Source organism: Candidatus Izemoplasma sp. (assembly GCA_036172455.1).
Classification (GTDB): domain Bacteria; phylum Bacillota_I; class Bacilli_A; order Izemoplasmatales; family Izemoplasmataceae; genus JAIPGF01.
In genome coordinates this window covers 323060-339146 of record JAXKVY010000001.1, presented here as the reverse complement: position 1 = coordinate 339146, position 16087 = coordinate 323060, and the positions used below count along the sequence as shown (strand labels likewise).

Here is a 16087-nt window from a genome sequence, read left to right as displayed (position 1 = left end):
TATGAATCAAGACGATTTATATTTCTTTAATCAAGGTAAACTCTACGATGCTTATCGTGTTTTTGGAGCGCACATTATCAAAGATGATCACGGACACCATGTAGGTGTCAGATTCACTGTTTGGGCACCACATGCGAAAGAAGTGAGTGTATTAGGTGAGTTTAACGACTACCAAGCGTGGGTCCATAATTGTCGTAAAATCGATGAGAGTGGTATTTGGCAAATTGAGATTGAGAAAGCAAGTGAATGGGATGAGTACCAATATGAAATAAAAACCCATGATGGACGGGTCTTATATAAAGCCGACCCCTATGCATTTTTCTCAAGTGAACGGCCGGGTCAATTAAGTAAAGTGTATGATATTGATGGCTATTTTTGGAACGATGCCAAATATATGCATAATCGCGAAGATGAGCGACCATATGATAAACAGATGAGTATTTATGAGTGTCATTTAGGGACATGGATGGTCAAACCTGATGGCACACATCATAAATACAATGAACTAGTTGATTTATTGATTCCTTATTTAAAAGAGAATGGGTTTACCCATGTCGAATTTATGCCTTTAGTGGAGCATCCATTAGATCAATCTTGGGGATACCAAGGGACAGGCTATTACAGCGCAACTAGCCGCTTTGGTGTACCGAAAGATTTGATGTATTTGATTGATCGCTTACATCAGGAAAACATCAAAGTTATTATCGATTGGGTGCCTGGTCATATTTGTCGAGATGCCCACGGACTTTACATGTTTGATGGACAACCTCTATATGAATATGACGAGGCGTGGAAACGCGAAAATGAAGTGTGGGGAACAGCCAATTTAGACCTTGGTAAAGGAGAAGTTCAAAGTTATTTAATATCAAATGCCTTGTTTTGGATGAAATACTTCCATGTCGATGGCTTCCGCATCGATGCGGTAAGTAACTTAATCTATTTCTTAGGTGACAGCAATAATGGCATTAATGATGGGGCATTGACGTTTATTCGTCATTTAAGTCAAAAGGTTTTTGAAACGTTTGATAATGCGTTATTAATTGCTGAAGATTCAACAGCTTATCCTAAAGTCACGCACCCTGTCGATCATGGTGGACTTGGTTTTAACTATAAATGGAATATGGGATGGATGAATGATACACTTGAGTATTTTGAAGAAGATCCTGTTCATCGTAAATACCATCACCATTTAATTACGTTTGGATTAACCTATGCCTTTACAGAAAATTATGTCTTACCATTAAGCCATGATGAAGTTGTTCATGGGAAAAAATCACTCGTCAATAAGATGCCTGGCGATTATTGGCAAAAATTTGCTAATTATCGTGCATTAATGGGATTGTTTTTTACTCATCCAGGAAAAACACTGCTATTTATGGGGGGCGAGTTTGCCCAAATGCATGAATGGAAGGATTATACAGAATTGGACTGGCATCTCTTACAATATCCGCTTCATAAGGGAGCACAACGTTTTAATAAAGACATGAACGATGTCGTAAAACACCATAAAGCATTATATGAATGTGATCATCAAACGGAAGGATTTGAGTGGATTGATGCGAACAATGTCGACTACTCTATCTTTACCTTTATTAGATATGCAAAAGATAAGCAAGATTTTGTCATTGTTATTTTAAACTTAACCCCTGTTGTCCATCAACACTATAAGTTTGGTGTTCCGAATAAAGGGGCATACAAAGAAGTCATGAATAGTGATAAAGATATATATGGTGGCAGTAATCTTTATAATGGTGACACGTTATATACAAATGATGAATCGATTCATGGCTATGAGCAGTCATTAGAATGCTTATTAAGCCCATTATCGATTACCATTATAAAACCTAATTAGTAGGTGATAAAATGAAAAAAGATGTTGTTGCAATGGTGTTAGTAGGTGGACGTGGAACCCGCTTAAAACAAATCACAAAAGACACGGCAAAACCTGCCGTGACGTTTGGTGGGAAATATAAGTTGATTGATTTCGTATTAAGCAACTTAACCAATAGTTCTATTGATACTTGTGGGATTATTACGCAATATGAACCACATGAGTTGATGCGGTATATTTCCTTTGGTAGCACATGGGATTTAGATGTCAATGATGGTGGAATTACCTTTTTAACTCCATATACATCTAGTGATGGCGAAAAATGGCAAAAAGGTACAGCGCATGCGATTCAACAACATTTCCATTATATTACGCAATATGACCCTAAGCATGTGATTGTCCTTGGTGGTGATCATATTTATAAAATGGATTACCGTGACATATTAAAGGCGCATAAAGCACATCATGCGGATCTTACCATCGCGACATTTTCAGTAGATCAGGATGCCTCTCGTTTTGGGATTATAGATTGTGATGATAATCATCAAGTCTTAAGCTTTGAAGAGAAGCCAGATAATCCTAAAACCAACCAAGCATCGATGGGTATTTATGTCTTTAAAACAAACGTCCTAAAAGAGTTATTATTCAAACAAAAAGACGGCCAATTCGATTTTGGACATGATATAATACCCCTTGCTTTAAATGAGAAGAAGGCAGTTTACGCCTATCCATTTAAAGGGTACTTTCGTGATGTCGGAACCGTAAAAAGTTTGTATGATGCGAACATGGATTTATTAGACAATCCCCATTATTTAAAATTACATGAATATTTGGACTTTCCTGTGTATACCAAAAGTTCGAATTTGCCACCGCATCATATCGGTGAACAATCACAGATTAATAACTCACTCATCGCTGATGGGTGTTTACTCTATGGGGATGTATACCATAGTATATTAGGGAGTGGCATTTATATGGGAATCGACAGTATTGTTAAAGATTCAATTATCTTTGAAAACGTCCGTATTGGGAAAGGGTGTTTCATCAAGAATGCTATCATTTTAAAAGGCAGTGTACTGCTTCCTAAAACAAAACTAGAATTTGATGAGATTACCGTTGTTGATAATGAGTTTTTATGGAAACTGGGTGAGAAAAATGGCTGAACTATTAGCGATTGTTGATGCGACTTATAAAGGCAATTTTGAAAGTTTAACGCTGCACCGAATGCCAGGGGCATTACCATTTTTTGGTAAATTTCGTCTTATTGATTTTACGTTATCCAATATTCGTAATTCACGGATAACGAATGTGGCAATTTTTCCTTACGGGAACTATCGTTCTTTACAAGATCATGTAGGGAGTGGGAAACGTTGGGATTTAGATAGACGTCGGGATGGTTTGTTTATTTTACCGCCTAAAAATGCATATATTATGCCTGGTAAAATGATCACCTTTCAACGGATGTCAGAACATATTGAGTTCTTTTTACGCTCAACGCAGGAATACGCTATTATTATGCCATCTAGCATTGTATGGAGTATTGATTTTAACGACGTGCTAGAAGCGCATATTGCCTCACAAAAAGATATCACGGAAGTGATGCATCAAAACAATCGCTTAAGAACCTATATTGTATCTAAAAAACGGTTGATTGATTTAATTGAAACAGCTGATTCGTTACAGTATAGAACGATGTTAGATGTGGTTGCTTATAGTCCAAGTTTAACGGTAAATATATACCAACACGATAGTTATACGCAGTTGATAGAAACGCTCGATGACTTTTTAATAACTAACCTGGACATGTTACATTTTGATAGTGGACGTAACATATTTAAACCAGATGTTCATATTTTTTCGAAAGAAAAAACGGCTCCGCCAGCTAAATATTTAAATCATGCGAAAATTGAAAACTCAGCAGTAGCATCAGGAAGTATCATTGATGGTAATTTAGAGCGAACGATTGTTGGTCGTGATGTTGTGATTAAAAAAAACACGACCATTAAAAATAGCTATATTATGTCCAATTGCTTTATCGAAGAAGGCGCTTATTTGGAAAATGTCATTTTAGATAAACGCACCGTTGTGAAAGCAGATACTTATATTAATGGTACGAAAGATTTTCCTTATATTTCACAAAAACGCCAAGTAGTTACTAACTTTGATCAAATTCGGGTCTGTATGGTGGCAAGTGAAGCTTATCCATTTATGAAACGCGGTGGCTTAGCGGATGTTATTGGTGGATTATCACGTAACTTAGTGCGACTCGGTGTTGATGTGACTGTTATCATTCCTTACTATAATCGTATTAAAGATGATTTTAGTGAAACCATTAAACGTGACTTTTCAATGGTCGTAACCTATGGTGACAAACAATACAAGACAACCATATTTACACGGCTATACAAAAACGTACGGTTCTATTTTATTGAAAGTTTTGATTTCTTTGATACTGACAAAATCTATGGGTATGATAATGATCCAGACAGATTCGCATTTTTTAACCAAGCAGTTGTTAATCTGTTTGATTATATCGATGATTTTGATTTAGTTCATATTCATGACTGGCACACATCACTGATTCCATTGATTCTTGATAACTCAAAACACCAGGGGTTAAAAACCTTGTTAACGATACATAATGTTGAGTATCAAGGTCAAGTAAGCAACGATGTGATTCAGAAACTAAATATTAAAAACTTTGTCTTCCGCGCTGAAACAATTAATATTTTAGAAATCGGAATTGATACAGCAACAAAACTATCAACCGTATCACCTACCTATAAAGAAGAGCTTAAGTATGAATATTATGGTAAGAACTTAACCTACTTTATTATAAAACGTGAACGCGATTTCTTTGGCATCTTAAATGGGATCAGTAGTTCGTTAAACCCACAGCGTGACCAACTCATTCATACCCAATATCAAATCGGTAGTCGTGATGACAAAATCGCCAATAAAACCTATTTACAGGATATTATGAATCTTCCAAAAGGTGATGATACCTTTGTAATAGGGATGGTCACACGGATTGTAGAACAAAAAGGCTTTGATATTATACTAAATGTCTTACCTGATGTTCTTAAAGATGACCGTGTTCAGTTTGTGTTACTTGGTGAGGGGGATTCCCATTATAAAAAGGCTTTACGTAATATAGAGAAACAGTACCCAAACCAAGTACGTTTAAACTTAAGTTATGATGGAACTGTACCCAATTATATTTATGCAGGCGCGGATGCGTTCTTAATGCCAAGTCGGTATGAGCCATGTGGTCTTGGTCAGATGATTGCCCTTAAGTATGGGACATTACCGATCGTAAGAGATACAGGTGGGCTCTCAGATACAGTTGATAATTATGACCCAATCACGGGAAGTGGGAATGGGTTTAAATTCTATAATTATGATGGGTATGATTTAGCCCAAACAATTGATACCGCGAAAGATGTCTTTTTTAACCACCCTGACCTTTGGGACACCATGCAAAAACGGGCAATGAAAACGGATTACAGTTTAAAGCGCCAAGCACGGAAATATATAGATTTGTATCGGATTGTCATTGAGGCCCAAGAATAAGATAACGGTTTCATGTGACAGACGATTCAAAAATGGAGTATAATGGAATCGAGGAGTGATACAAATGACTTTTTTTGAAAACAAATATGCCTTCATAGATGAATACAAACAGCGCATAAAAAAACGCTATATCAAAACATTAGATGATGCAAGTACACGCGAACGTTATAACGTTCTTGGTGAAATGGTCTCAGAAGCGATAGCCAATCAGTGGTTGGATACAAAAGACCGTTTATCCAATAATGACCAAAAAGAAGTGTACTATTTTTCTATGGAGTTTTTAATGGGACGTCTTATCACAAACAATATCATGAACTTAGGGTTGCGTGATGTGATTGAAGAAGGCCTAAAACTAGAAAATATAGATATTAATGAAGTAGAACATTATGAATCAGATGCCGGACTTGGAAACGGTGGGTTAGGACGCCTTGCGGCGTGTTTCTTAGACTCTATCGCATCACTTGGTTATCCCGGATATGGTAATGGGATTCGCTATCGTTACGGATTCTTTGAACAAGAAATCGAGAACGGATATCAAATAGAAAAACCAGATGATTGGCTAAAAGATGGCTACGTTTGGGAAGTCAGAAAAGAAGAAGAAGCGATTGAAATTCCCTTCGGGGGTCAAGCATACGTTGCTGAAGAAACAGCGGTTTACCAACCAAATGAGATGATTAGAGCCGTCCCTTATGATGTGCCGATTGTTGGTGATCATAATGGTGTTGTGACATCTTTAAGACTATGGAACGCAGAACCAACAAAAGTGCGTCCAGAAAATAAAAATAGTTTTGAATATGATAGCGAAATCCGCCAAATTAGTGGATTCTTGTATCCAGATGATACAACGCACAAAGGAAAAGTTTTGCGCTTAAAACAACAATATTTCTTTAGTGCAGCTGGGGTTCTTAGTGTCGTGAATCGTCACCTTGAAAGAGGAAGAGATTTAACTGATTTACCGAATTACGTCGTCATTCAAATCAATGATACTCACCCAAGTTTAGTGGTGCCTGAGTTAATGCGTATTTTAATTGATGATCACAATTTTGAGTGGGAGGATGCATGGCAAATTACGACACAGACATGTGCCTATACCAATCATACTATTTTAGCAGAAGCGTTAGAAAAATGGCCTGTCTCAATATTACAGCCAGTATTGCCACGAATCTTCCGGATCATTGAAGAAATTAACCGGAGATTCTGTCAGGAACTATTAGACAAATCTTATGCACAAGATAAAGTTACTGAATTAGCAATTATTAGTCATAATACAATTCATATGGCACATTTAGCGATTGTTGGATCATTTAGTGTAAATGGGGTTGCTGAATTACACACAAACATTTTAAAGAATATTGAAATGAAAGATTGGCATCAGTTATATCCTAATAAATTTAATAATAAAACAAACGGTATTACACATCGTCGTTGGTTAATGCATTCTAATAAAGAGTTAACCGATATTTTAGATCAAGTCACAACCGAGTGGCATGATCACCCAGAAGAATTAAAACAATTGATGAAAAAAGCGAAAACGAAAAAGTATCGTCGCTTAATTAAAAAAATGAAACAAACCAAAAAAGAAGCACTTGCTGATCGCATTTATGAAGAACAAGGGATTAAACTTGATCCGACAAGCATCTTTGATATTCAAGTAAAACGGATGCATGAATACAAACGTCAGTTAATGAATGCCCTGCATATCATGTATGTATATAATAAACTAAAAACAGATGAAAACTTTAAAGCAAATTACCATCCACATAGTTTTATATTTGGGGCGAAAGCGGCAAGTGGGTATCACTTTGCAAAGAAAATTATTAAACTCATCAATACGATTGCTGATAAAGTCAATCATGATGACGACACCAATGACTATTTAAAAGTAGTATTTGTTGAAAACTACAATGTTACTTATGCTGAAATGATTATGCCAGCCTGTGACTTAAGTGAACAAATTTCGACCGCATCAAAAGAAGCCAGCGGAACAGGAAATATGAAATTTATGATGAATGGTGCCTTAACAATTGGAACCCTTGATGGTGCCAATGTCGAAATTGCAGAACTCGTTGGTAACGACAATATTATATTGTTTGGTTTAAAAAGTGATGAAGTCAACCACTTATATGAAACCAACGATTATGATCCAAAAGAAGTCTATCATGAACATGAAGATTTACGTTTAGTTATTAATCAACTTGTGAATGGATTTTTTGATACTGTTGATCAATATGAGTTTAAAGACATTTATGACAATCTCATGGACCGTGATCAATACTTTGTCTTAAAAGATTTTGAAAGTTATCGTCAAGCACATGAGCGTGCGAATAACTTGTATAAGGATGAAGAAGCATGGTTTAAAGCCAGTATTATCAATATTGCACAATCTGGTTACTTCTCAAGTGATCGTACGATTGAACAATATGTAGAAGATATTTGGCATATCAAAAAAATTAAATAGCGACCTATGTCGCTATTTTTTTTAGATTTATTGACAACTACCGGTTTTTATACTATACTTTAGTTGGATAAAATCTTCAGGGCAGGGTGAAATTCCCGACCGGCGGTATAGTCCGCGAGTACGAGAGTACAGGAGTAGGTGCAATTCCTACACCGACAGTAAAGTCTGGATAGGAGAAGATCAATCATATGTTGATATTCCTTTTAACAATGCCTAACGAAGATTTATTCGTTGGTTTTTTATTGGAAAAATAGGAGGAATAAATATGAAAACAGAATCAAGTGTAAGAACCAATCGAATTGTTACGTTAGGAATTTTATCCGCATTAGGTGCTGTCTTAATGTTGGTTGAGATTCCATATCCACTCGTACCTTTTCTAACTTTTGATTTAAGTGATGTCGTTGTTCTTGTTATCTTTATGTTATATGGATGGAAAGAAGCATCACTCGTGGCTTTATTAAAAGTCGTTGTGCATCTTATTATCAAAGGACCTGTTGGACCAGTTGCAATTGGGCAGATTTCTGCTTTTATTGCGAGTATGGGCTATGTTGGTGGTATGTTTGTTGCGATTAAAGTTTACCACTTAAACCGCTATCTTGCGGCCTTAATTGTTGCGATGGTGGTAACTGTTTTAATGGTAGTAGCTAACTATTTATTTATCACACCAATTTATATGGGTGGCTTGACATTCTTAGATGTCCAAGACTGGGTAACGTTATCCACATTTGGACTAGAAGGGTCGCCAAGTTATTTACAAACAATCATAATCCTTTATACGCCATTTAATATTATTAAGGGATTATTGATTACATTATCATTCTTTGCAATTTATGAGTTGCTAAATCGCCAACGTATTGTATCATTTAAATAAGGGTGTCTAACCTACAATCAATAACACTTCTTCGGAAGTGTTATTTTTGTTATAATAAGTTAAGCAACCCTTAATTGTAATGTTATTCTCTTTTTCTAAATAGTGACAATAACACTTAAAAGAGCAGCCATATTAATTGAAAATTATCTATTTTATGTTACAATTTATAATGTTGATAAATTAAAAAGGAGTGAATATTATGGCATTTGAAAATGATTTTTATGTAACAGGTGCAAAGGTTGGTAAACCTGCACCAAAATTTGAAATGGAAGCTGTTTTACCTGAAGGTGAATTTATGGATCGCTTTGGATCTGTTAATCTAGATGACTTACTAAACGAAGGGAAATGGGTTGTTTTATATTTCTATCCGCTTGACTTTACATTTGTGTGTCCGACTGAGATTCAACGCTTCAATGAGTTGAATGAAGAGTTTGAGAAAAAAGGGGCAACATTGATTGCTGCATCAACGGACAGTTTACATAGTCACTTAGCTTGGCAAAACCGCAAAGATTTAGGACGTTTAAACCATATCCATGCATCTGATAATAACCATAAAGTAAGTGAAGCATATGGTGTGTTAGATGATGAAAAAGGTGTCGCTTGGCGTGGGACATTTATTATTTCACCAAATGGTATTTTGAAAAGTGCACAAATCAACCATGGTGAAGGTGGACGTAATGTTGATGAAGTGTTACGGTTACTAGAAGTATTCCAAAACGAGGTTAAAGGTAAAATGGTCCCATGTGGATGGAAACCTGGAGAAAACTTTGTGGAATAAAGACTGGTCATAGGTCGTTTACAAACTAATAGAGAAAAAGACTATTTTACATTGTAAAAATAGTCTTTTTATTATATAATATAGAATGGGTTTTTTGAGAAATTAAAGGAGTGGCAATGATGAAAAATATAATCGAAAGATGGAAAAGCTACAGTAAACTAGATAAAGACCTTAAAACAGAATTAGAAGGTATGAATGAAGAGGCATTACAAGATGCCTTTTATAAAGATTTAGAGTTTGGTACAGGAGGTATGCGTGGAAAAATTGGTCCTGGGACGAACCGAATGAATATCTATACGATTCGTAAGGCAAACTTAGGATTTGCGCAGTATCTATTAGAACAAAGTGATTCTCCAAGTGTTGTCATTGCACATGATAATCGACATAAAAGTAAAGAATTTGCGAAAGAAAGTGCATGTGTCCTTGCTCAACAAGGGATTCATGTTTATTTATTTGATGGATTGCGTCCAACCCCTGAACTATCTTTTGCAGTAAGAGAGTTAGATGCTACGGGTGGTATTGTTGTTACTGCTTCACACAACCCACCAGAATATAATGGATATAAGATTTATGACCAGGATGGTTGTCAATTAGTTCCGAAATACGCTGATCAAGTCATTGCTAATGTTAATGCGATTGAAGATGTATTTGATATTGAATCATTACCCTTTGAAACAGCACGTAAAAAAGGGTTTATCACAATTATTGGAGATGCCATTGATCAAGCATATATCAAAAGCGTTTTAGATATACAACTGAGTCCGAATATGGACAAGACAATCAAAATTGTCTTTACCCCATTACATGGGACAAGTGCTCGCATTGGCCTTGATACATTAACGGTTGCTGGATATGATGTGTATCCTGTTACTGAACAGATGACACCAGACCCCAATTTTAGCACAGTTGATAGTCCTAACCCAGAAAACAAAGAAGCCTTTAACATGGCGATTGAAAAAGGGAAAGAAGTTGATGCCGATTTACTTATCGCGACAGACCCAGATGCTGATCGATTAGGTATTGCTGTGAAGCACAACAAAGAGTATCAATTATTAACGGGCAACCAAACAGGCGCTATTTTGGTCCATTACTTACTAAAGAAACGACAAGAACAAGGTACCTTACCACAGAAAGGTATGGTCTATAACACGATCGTAACAAGTGAGTTTGGCGCAACCATCGCAAAAGATTTTGGCATGGATGTTAAAAGTACATTAACGGGATTTAAGTTCATTGGTGAACAAGCAAAATTAATTGAAGATACTGACTACGAGTTTGTCTTTGGATATGAAGAAAGTTATGGGTATGTCATTCAAGACTTTGTCCGTGACAAAGATTCAATTCAAGCACTCTTATTAGCAAGTGAAGTTGCACAAGCAAAAGCCTTAGAAGGAAAAACACTATATGATTATTTACTTGAATTATATGAGACATATGGTTATTACTATGAAGATTTAGTCAATATTCGCTTAGAAGGAAAAAGTGGTGAAGAACGAATTACAAACATCTTATCAACTTTTCGTGAAGAGAAACCTCAAACGATTGCGGGTAAAACTGTCGTTCAATATGAAGACTATTTAACCCAAGAAGGTATGAAAGATGATCAATCATATAGACTTGAGCTACCGAAATCCAATGTGTTAAAATTTTTCTTAGATGATGGATCATGGTTTGTCCTTCGTCCAAGTGGAACAGAACCTAAATTGAAAATATATATCGGTGTAGTCGGAGATGACTTAGCACACGCCAAGACCTTAAATGAAGATATCAAAAGAGACGTATTAGCATTGATTAATAACATCTAGAGTGGAGGAACAATATGATTAAAAAATCAAGAAAGGTACGGGATTATAAGGAACTAACCAGGGCCTTACCAACACAAACATATCTCGATCCAGAGACTGTTTATATTCACTTACAAAATGGTCGCTGTAAAACATATGATTTATATGTTGATGAAGGAGATCATGTTGATTTTGGTGAAGTCATTGGTGTCCGTCACGGGGGATTTTTCGAACAACCAATTCACGCGACAATTAGTGGTACGATTGGTAAAATTGGTAAAAAACTACACCGAACTGGTCGTAAAGTAGATTGCATTGAAATCAAAAATGATTTTAAGAATACCTATCATAAAACCATCACTGATCGTCCGGATCATGTGATTGATAAATTGGATCAAGATGATATGGTTGAGATTCTTAAACAAAAGGCCTTAGTAGGACTTGGTGGAAGTGGCTTTCCATCATATATTAAGTTAGCTACAAAAGAGACCATTAACCATGTCGTTGTCAATGCGGTTGAGTGTGAACCGTATTTAAGTAGTGATTACCGTTTAATTCTTGATCGACCAGAAGAAGTAATCATGGGCTTAAAGTATGTTATGCAAGCACTCAATTGTGAGCATGGTATGATTGCGATTAAAGCAGATAAAAACCCATTATACGAAGTCTTAACGCAAGTGATTGAGCGACGGTATAGTGATTTAAATATCGAAGTTGTTAGACTTGGTAACTATTATCCTCAAGGGTGGGAAATTGAAGTCTTTAAAAATGCTTTAGGCATTGAAGTACCACATGGTGAGTTGCCAATGTCATATGGCGTATTAGGATTTAATGTCAGTACCACTGCCGGTATTTATAATGCCGTAAAGCATAACTTACCGGTTGTTGAACGTTACTTTACCTTAACGGGTGATGCGATTAATTATCCACAAAATTACCGTGTTCGTGTAGGAACGAGTATCCAGGATTTAATTCGTCAAAGTGATGGGTACAAAGAAGATTTTGATGAAGTACTTGTTGTGATGGGTGGTCCAATGATGGGGGTCAGTACTGTAAGTGACGATGTCATTGTATCCAAAACAACAACAAGTGTTATTGTCTTAAAAAATACAGAATATAAAGAAGAACCGTGTGTACGTTGTGGCAGTTGTGTCTACAGTTGTCCCGCGCATCTCGAACCCGTTCAGATCATGAATGCAGTAAAACGCAATGATAAAGATCAAATGAAGAGTTTACACGCGGATCGTTGTATCGAATGTGGCTTATGTGCGTATGTCTGTACATCGAAAATTCATGTGACAGATTATGTCCGTAAAGCCAAACGATTGATTAGGTGATTAATATGACAAATACTATGCCAAAAATTATTCGAAAGACATCACCATACTTACGGCGACCTAATGCGAATGCACCAAGGATGATGCGCGATGTTACCATTGCCCTATTACCCGCAACTTTTTTTGCAATCTATAGTTTTGGATTGCCTGCATTATGGATTATTCTCACAAGTATTGTTTCGATGTTAGTAACAGAATATGTCTTTTATCAAATACAAGATTTGCTGCAAGGTGAATCGTTTAAAGTAATCAATAAGCAATTTTCATTATACAACTTTAGTGCGGTAACCTCAGGGTTGATTTATGGGTTAACCTTACCCGACCAAACACCTCTTTGGGTTGTTGCGCTCTCAGGTGTATTAGGGATATTACTTGCCAAACTACTCTTTGGTGGTATGGGACAAAATATCTTTAATCCAGCCGCAGTAGCGCGTGTTTTAGTTGTCGTGAACTTTGCCACATTAGCAACCTATCAAACTAATATTGATGGCGTTGCTGGCGCAACGGCACTCAGTATGAACAATGCTGATTTGTTTAGTGCGGATGTCTTAAATCACTATCCAATTATGGATCTTTTTACAGGAATAGGAATTCCTGGGAGTATCGGTGAAACAAGTGCGTTATTATTATTACTAGGTGGAGGATATTTAGCAGTAAGAACTAGCTTTGAAATCCGCATACCTTTAATGTATATTGGAACGGTATTTGTGTTAGCATTAGCCGTTGCCATTCAACAAGGATTGGGACTATGGTATCCTCTCTATCACATATTTAGCGGGGGATTAATGTTGGGTGCAATTTATATGGCCACAGACCCTATTACATCTCCTATAACGAAACCAGCAAGAGTCTATTATGGGTTTGCCTTAGGGGTCATTACCTTCATTATTCGAATCTTTGGCGCGTTACCAGAAGGTGTTGTCTTCAGTATTTTAATTATGAATATGTTTGTGACAAGTTTTGATTACTATAAAGTCACTCATCCTCGCTTTAATCGTAAGCGATCACTCATCTTTATCGCAATTATTATCTTATCCATTGTCGTAACGTTAGTAGGTGTTTCTTATGCTGGATAAATTAAAAGTAGCTATTGTCCTTGTTATTATTGGTGCCTTAAGTGGATTCTTTATCTGGGGTGTTAATGCAATAACATCACCTGTCATTGAAGAGAATACACAGAAACGCGAATTAGCATTGTATGAAGAGATGTTTGATTTAACCGGAGAGTTTACGCTTGAAACAAAATCATTAGATGGCGTATTAACGAAAGAAGTGATCATCTATGATAGTAACGGACAAGAAGTTGGACGTGCCTATCAAGGATATGATATGAACAATTATGGTGATGTCACGGTCTTAGTCGGCGTTGTTAATAATACCATCACCGATGTCGTGATACAGTCGACATCTAATACGGTCACATTTGTTAATACGATTGAAAAAACGTATTTACCACGACTTAGTGATCAATCGCTATCAGATGTTAGTTATGATAGTAAGACTGGGGCTACTTATACATATACATCGGTAAAAACAATTGTACAAGCAACAGTTGACTATATCGAAGGTGGTGAGACAAATGAGTAAAAAAGAAAACTTCTTAAAAGGGTTCTTTAACGAAAATCCGATCTTTGTATTTCTTTTAGGAATGTGTCCAGCCTTAGCGGTAACGGCGACGTTTGAAACTGCACTTGGGATGGGATTACTCGTTATCTTTGTATTAACCTTTAGTAATATTGTCGTCAGTTTATTGCGTCACTATATCCCAGAACATGTTAGAACCCCTTCATATATTGTTATTATTGCAACGTTTGTAACACTTGTTGAGATGTTTACCGAAGCGTATGCGTTTGCTTTATATGAATCACTAGGTATATTTATTCCATTGATTGTTGTAAACTGTTTAATCTTAGGTCGCGCTGAATCGTTTGCGTCTAAAAATAATGTTTTAGACAGTGCTATCGATGGGTTAGGTATGGCATTAGGATTTACCTTTGCCCTCATTGTAATTGGATCAATTCGTGAGTTCTTAGCTACTGGTGGACTGGTTTGGGGAGAATACTTACCATTCTTTGTCGATCAGCCGGTAAGTTTATCATTGGATTTAATTATCCATTTATTCGATGATTCAATAACCATTAAAGATTTTGGTCTTGCGATGTTTAGTTTACCACCAGGTGCCTTTATTGCCCTCGCGTTTATCCTTGCCTTCTTCCAATTTAAAAAAGTTCGAAAAGAAGAGAAAGAAGCTGCGGCAAAAAAAGCCTGGATTGAACAAAAGAAAAAAGAAGCGTTAGCACGAAAAAAAGCAAAAGCCTTAAAAGAAAGTGGTGAGGCAGCATGAGTTTTACAGTATTTGCTACGGCAATCATTTCTGCGATGTTAATTAACAATGTCATCTTAATGCAATTTCTAGGAATTTGTCCTTTCTTAGGTGTCAGTAAAAAATCTAGCAGTGCACTTGGTATGAGCGCTGCAGTCTTATTCGTCATGGTTATTGCTTCTGCTGTAACCTATACATTATATGATTTAGTGCTATATCAATATAATATTGAGTATATTTCAACCATTGCATTTATCTTAGTTATCGCATCACTTGTACAATTTGTTGAAATGGTAATCAAACGCTATAGTACATCATTATATAAATCACTGGGTATTTATTTACCGTTAATCACGACAAACTGTGCTATTTTAGGTGTCAGTGAAGGGAATATAGCGAATATATGGGGAGCTACTGTCCCGTTTGGTCAAGGGTTATTTATAGCGGTATCGACCGCAATCGGTACCGGATTAGGGTTTGGCTTAGTAATCTTTGCTTTTTCGTCTATTCGTGAGCGTTTAGAAGCCGCTAATGTTCCAAAGGCTTGGCGTGGTGTTCCGATAAGTTTAATCGTTGCTGGTATTATGTCAATGGCTTTCTTTGGCTTAGTTGGGGTGATTTAAATGTTACCATATATTATGATTGGCTCACTCGTTTTGGTATATATACTTAGTTATGCCTTGAATAAAAAAGTGCCCGTCCCACAAGCATCGCTTGATAAAATTGATGAGGCTACTTGTAAAAGTTGTCATAACTTTAGTTGTTCGCATCGGGGTGATGCATAGTGGCTGCCACATTAACCCTTGCTATTATGGGTCTAGTCTTAGGATTAGGACTTGCCTTTGCGGCCGATATATTTAAAGTTGAAGCAGATAACCGCGTAGAAGATATCACAGAACTACTCCCAGGATATAACTGTGGAGCATGCGGATATCCTGGATGTAGTGGATTTGCTGAAGGGATTGTAGCGGGTGAAGTTGATCAATTATCTTCATGTAAACCCGGTAAGGATGAACATTATGATCCGATTTTGGAATATATCAAAGACCATCCAAATCAAGATGGAACACTGATTAAGGTCAAAAAATAAACGTGTCTGCACAATGAATTTCATTGTGCAGATTTTTTTAAA

The 16087-nt window shown here is 36.4% G+C and carries 14 protein-coding genes and 1 riboswitch; all 14 genes read left to right on the top strand.

Features of this window, described 5'->3' with window-relative positions; genetic code table 11:
- Position 1 precedes the first annotated feature (1 nt).
- The 14 genes from glgB (at position 2) to UMR38_01485 (ending at position 16045) form a co-directional block, all read left to right on the top strand.
- Entirely contained in the window at positions 2-1852 is a 1851-nt protein-coding gene (gene glgB / locus UMR38_01550; protein MEC9484544.1) for a 1,4-alpha-glucan branching protein GlgB, read from the top strand.
- Positions 1853-1863: 11 nt separating this feature from the next.
- A complete protein-coding gene (locus UMR38_01545) occupies positions 1864-2994 on the top strand; it encodes a glucose-1-phosphate adenylyltransferase (protein MEC9484543.1) in 1131 nt (376 codons plus the stop codon).
- Positions 2987-5404 carry a glycogen/starch synthase gene (locus UMR38_01540; protein ID MEC9484542.1) on the top strand — a complete coding sequence of 806 codons (2418 nt, stop codon included), beginning with the start codon at positions 2987-2989 and terminating at the stop codon, positions 5402-5404. The genes UMR38_01545 and UMR38_01540 overlap by 8 nt, the downstream gene beginning before the upstream one ends.
- A 64-nt stretch (positions 5405-5468) precedes the next feature.
- The gene (locus UMR38_01535; protein ID MEC9484541.1) at positions 5469-7862 is read left to right on the top strand and encodes a glycogen/starch/alpha-glucan phosphorylase; all 2394 of its coding nucleotides are present in this window, start codon (positions 5469-5471) and stop codon (positions 7860-7862) included.
- Between the two features lie 68 nt (positions 7863-7930).
- Positions 7931-8047: riboswitch (FMN riboswitch) on the top strand.
- An 80-nt stretch (positions 8048-8127) separates the two neighbouring features.
- The gene (locus UMR38_01530) at positions 8128-8733 is read left to right on the top strand and encodes an ECF transporter S component (GenBank protein ID MEC9484540.1); all 606 of its coding nucleotides are present in this window, start codon (positions 8128-8130) and stop codon (positions 8731-8733) included.
- Positions 8734-8932: 199 nt separating this feature from the next.
- Entirely contained in the window at positions 8933-9511 is a 579-nt protein-coding gene (locus UMR38_01525) for a peroxiredoxin (GenBank protein ID MEC9484539.1), read from the top strand.
- Positions 9512-9627: 116 nt separating this feature from the next.
- The gene (locus UMR38_01520; GenBank protein MEC9484538.1) at positions 9628-11316 is read left to right on the top strand and encodes a phospho-sugar mutase; all 1689 of its coding nucleotides are present in this window, start codon (positions 9628-9630) and stop codon (positions 11314-11316) included.
- Between the two features lie 14 nt (positions 11317-11330).
- The gene (locus UMR38_01515; GenBank protein MEC9484537.1) at positions 11331-12632 is read left to right on the top strand and encodes an RnfABCDGE type electron transport complex subunit C; all 1302 of its coding nucleotides are present in this window, start codon (positions 11331-11333) and stop codon (positions 12630-12632) included.
- Between the two features lie 5 nt (positions 12633-12637).
- Complete coding sequence (locus UMR38_01510) at positions 12638-13708, top strand: RnfABCDGE type electron transport complex subunit D (GenBank protein ID MEC9484536.1); 1071 nt, start codon at positions 12638-12640, stop codon at positions 13706-13708.
- A complete protein-coding gene (locus UMR38_01505) occupies positions 13698-14219 on the top strand; it encodes an FMN-binding protein (protein ID MEC9484535.1) in 522 nt (173 codons plus the stop codon). Before UMR38_01510 ends, UMR38_01505 begins: the two co-directional genes overlap by 11 nt.
- A complete protein-coding gene (locus UMR38_01500; GenBank protein ID MEC9484534.1) occupies positions 14212-14976 on the top strand; it encodes an electron transport complex subunit E in 765 nt (254 codons plus the stop codon). Before UMR38_01505 ends, UMR38_01500 begins: the two co-directional genes overlap by 8 nt.
- A complete protein-coding gene (locus UMR38_01495) occupies positions 14973-15578 on the top strand; it encodes an Rnf-Nqr domain containing protein (protein MEC9484533.1) in 606 nt (201 codons plus the stop codon). The genes UMR38_01500 and UMR38_01495 overlap by 4 nt, the downstream gene beginning before the upstream one ends.
- Positions 15579-15740 (top strand): hypothetical protein, encoded by a 162-nt coding sequence (locus tag UMR38_01490; GenBank protein ID MEC9484532.1) that lies wholly within the window; start codon positions 15579-15581, stop codon positions 15738-15740.
- Positions 15740-16045 (top strand): RnfABCDGE type electron transport complex subunit B, encoded by a 306-nt coding sequence (locus UMR38_01485; protein ID MEC9484531.1) that lies wholly within the window; start codon positions 15740-15742, stop codon positions 16043-16045. The genes UMR38_01490 and UMR38_01485 overlap by 1 nt, the downstream gene beginning before the upstream one ends.
- Positions 16046-16087 lie beyond the last annotated feature (42 nt).

Excerpts from the sequence above, each read along its gene's own strand:
- UMR38_01515 (MEC9484537.1), top strand. The coding sequence starts at position 11,331 with ATGATTAAAAAATCAAGAAAGGTACGGGATTATAAGGAACTAACCAGG.
- UMR38_01490 (MEC9484532.1), top strand. The coding sequence starts at position 15,579 with ATGTTACCATATATTATGATTGGCTCACTCGTTTTGGTATATATACTT.
- UMR38_01525 (MEC9484539.1), top strand. The coding sequence starts at position 8,933 with ATGGCATTTGAAAATGATTTTTATGTAACAGGTGCAAAGGTTGGTAAA.
- UMR38_01500 (MEC9484534.1), top strand. The coding sequence starts at position 14,212 with ATGAGTAAAAAAGAAAACTTCTTAAAAGGGTTCTTTAACGAAAATCCG.
- UMR38_01510 (MEC9484536.1), top strand. The coding sequence starts at position 12,638 with ATGACAAATACTATGCCAAAAATTATTCGAAAGACATCACCATACTTA.
- UMR38_01505 (MEC9484535.1), top strand. The coding sequence starts at position 13,698 with ATGCTGGATAAATTAAAAGTAGCTATTGTCCTTGTTATTATTGGTGCC.
- UMR38_01520 (MEC9484538.1), top strand. The coding sequence starts at position 9,628 with ATGATGAAAAATATAATCGAAAGATGGAAAAGCTACAGTAAACTAGAT.
- UMR38_01535 (MEC9484541.1), top strand. The coding sequence starts at position 5,469 with ATGACTTTTTTTGAAAACAAATATGCCTTCATAGATGAATACAAACAG.
- glgB (MEC9484544.1), top strand. The coding sequence starts at position 2 with ATGAATCAAGACGATTTATATTTCTTTAATCAAGGTAAACTCTACGAT.
- UMR38_01545 (MEC9484543.1), top strand. The coding sequence starts at position 1,864 with ATGAAAAAAGATGTTGTTGCAATGGTGTTAGTAGGTGGACGTGGAACC.
- UMR38_01540 (MEC9484542.1), top strand. The coding sequence starts at position 2,987 with ATGGCTGAACTATTAGCGATTGTTGATGCGACTTATAAAGGCAATTTT.
- UMR38_01530 (MEC9484540.1), top strand. The coding sequence starts at position 8,128 with ATGAAAACAGAATCAAGTGTAAGAACCAATCGAATTGTTACGTTAGGA.
- UMR38_01495 (MEC9484533.1), top strand. The coding sequence starts at position 14,973 with ATGAGTTTTACAGTATTTGCTACGGCAATCATTTCTGCGATGTTAATT.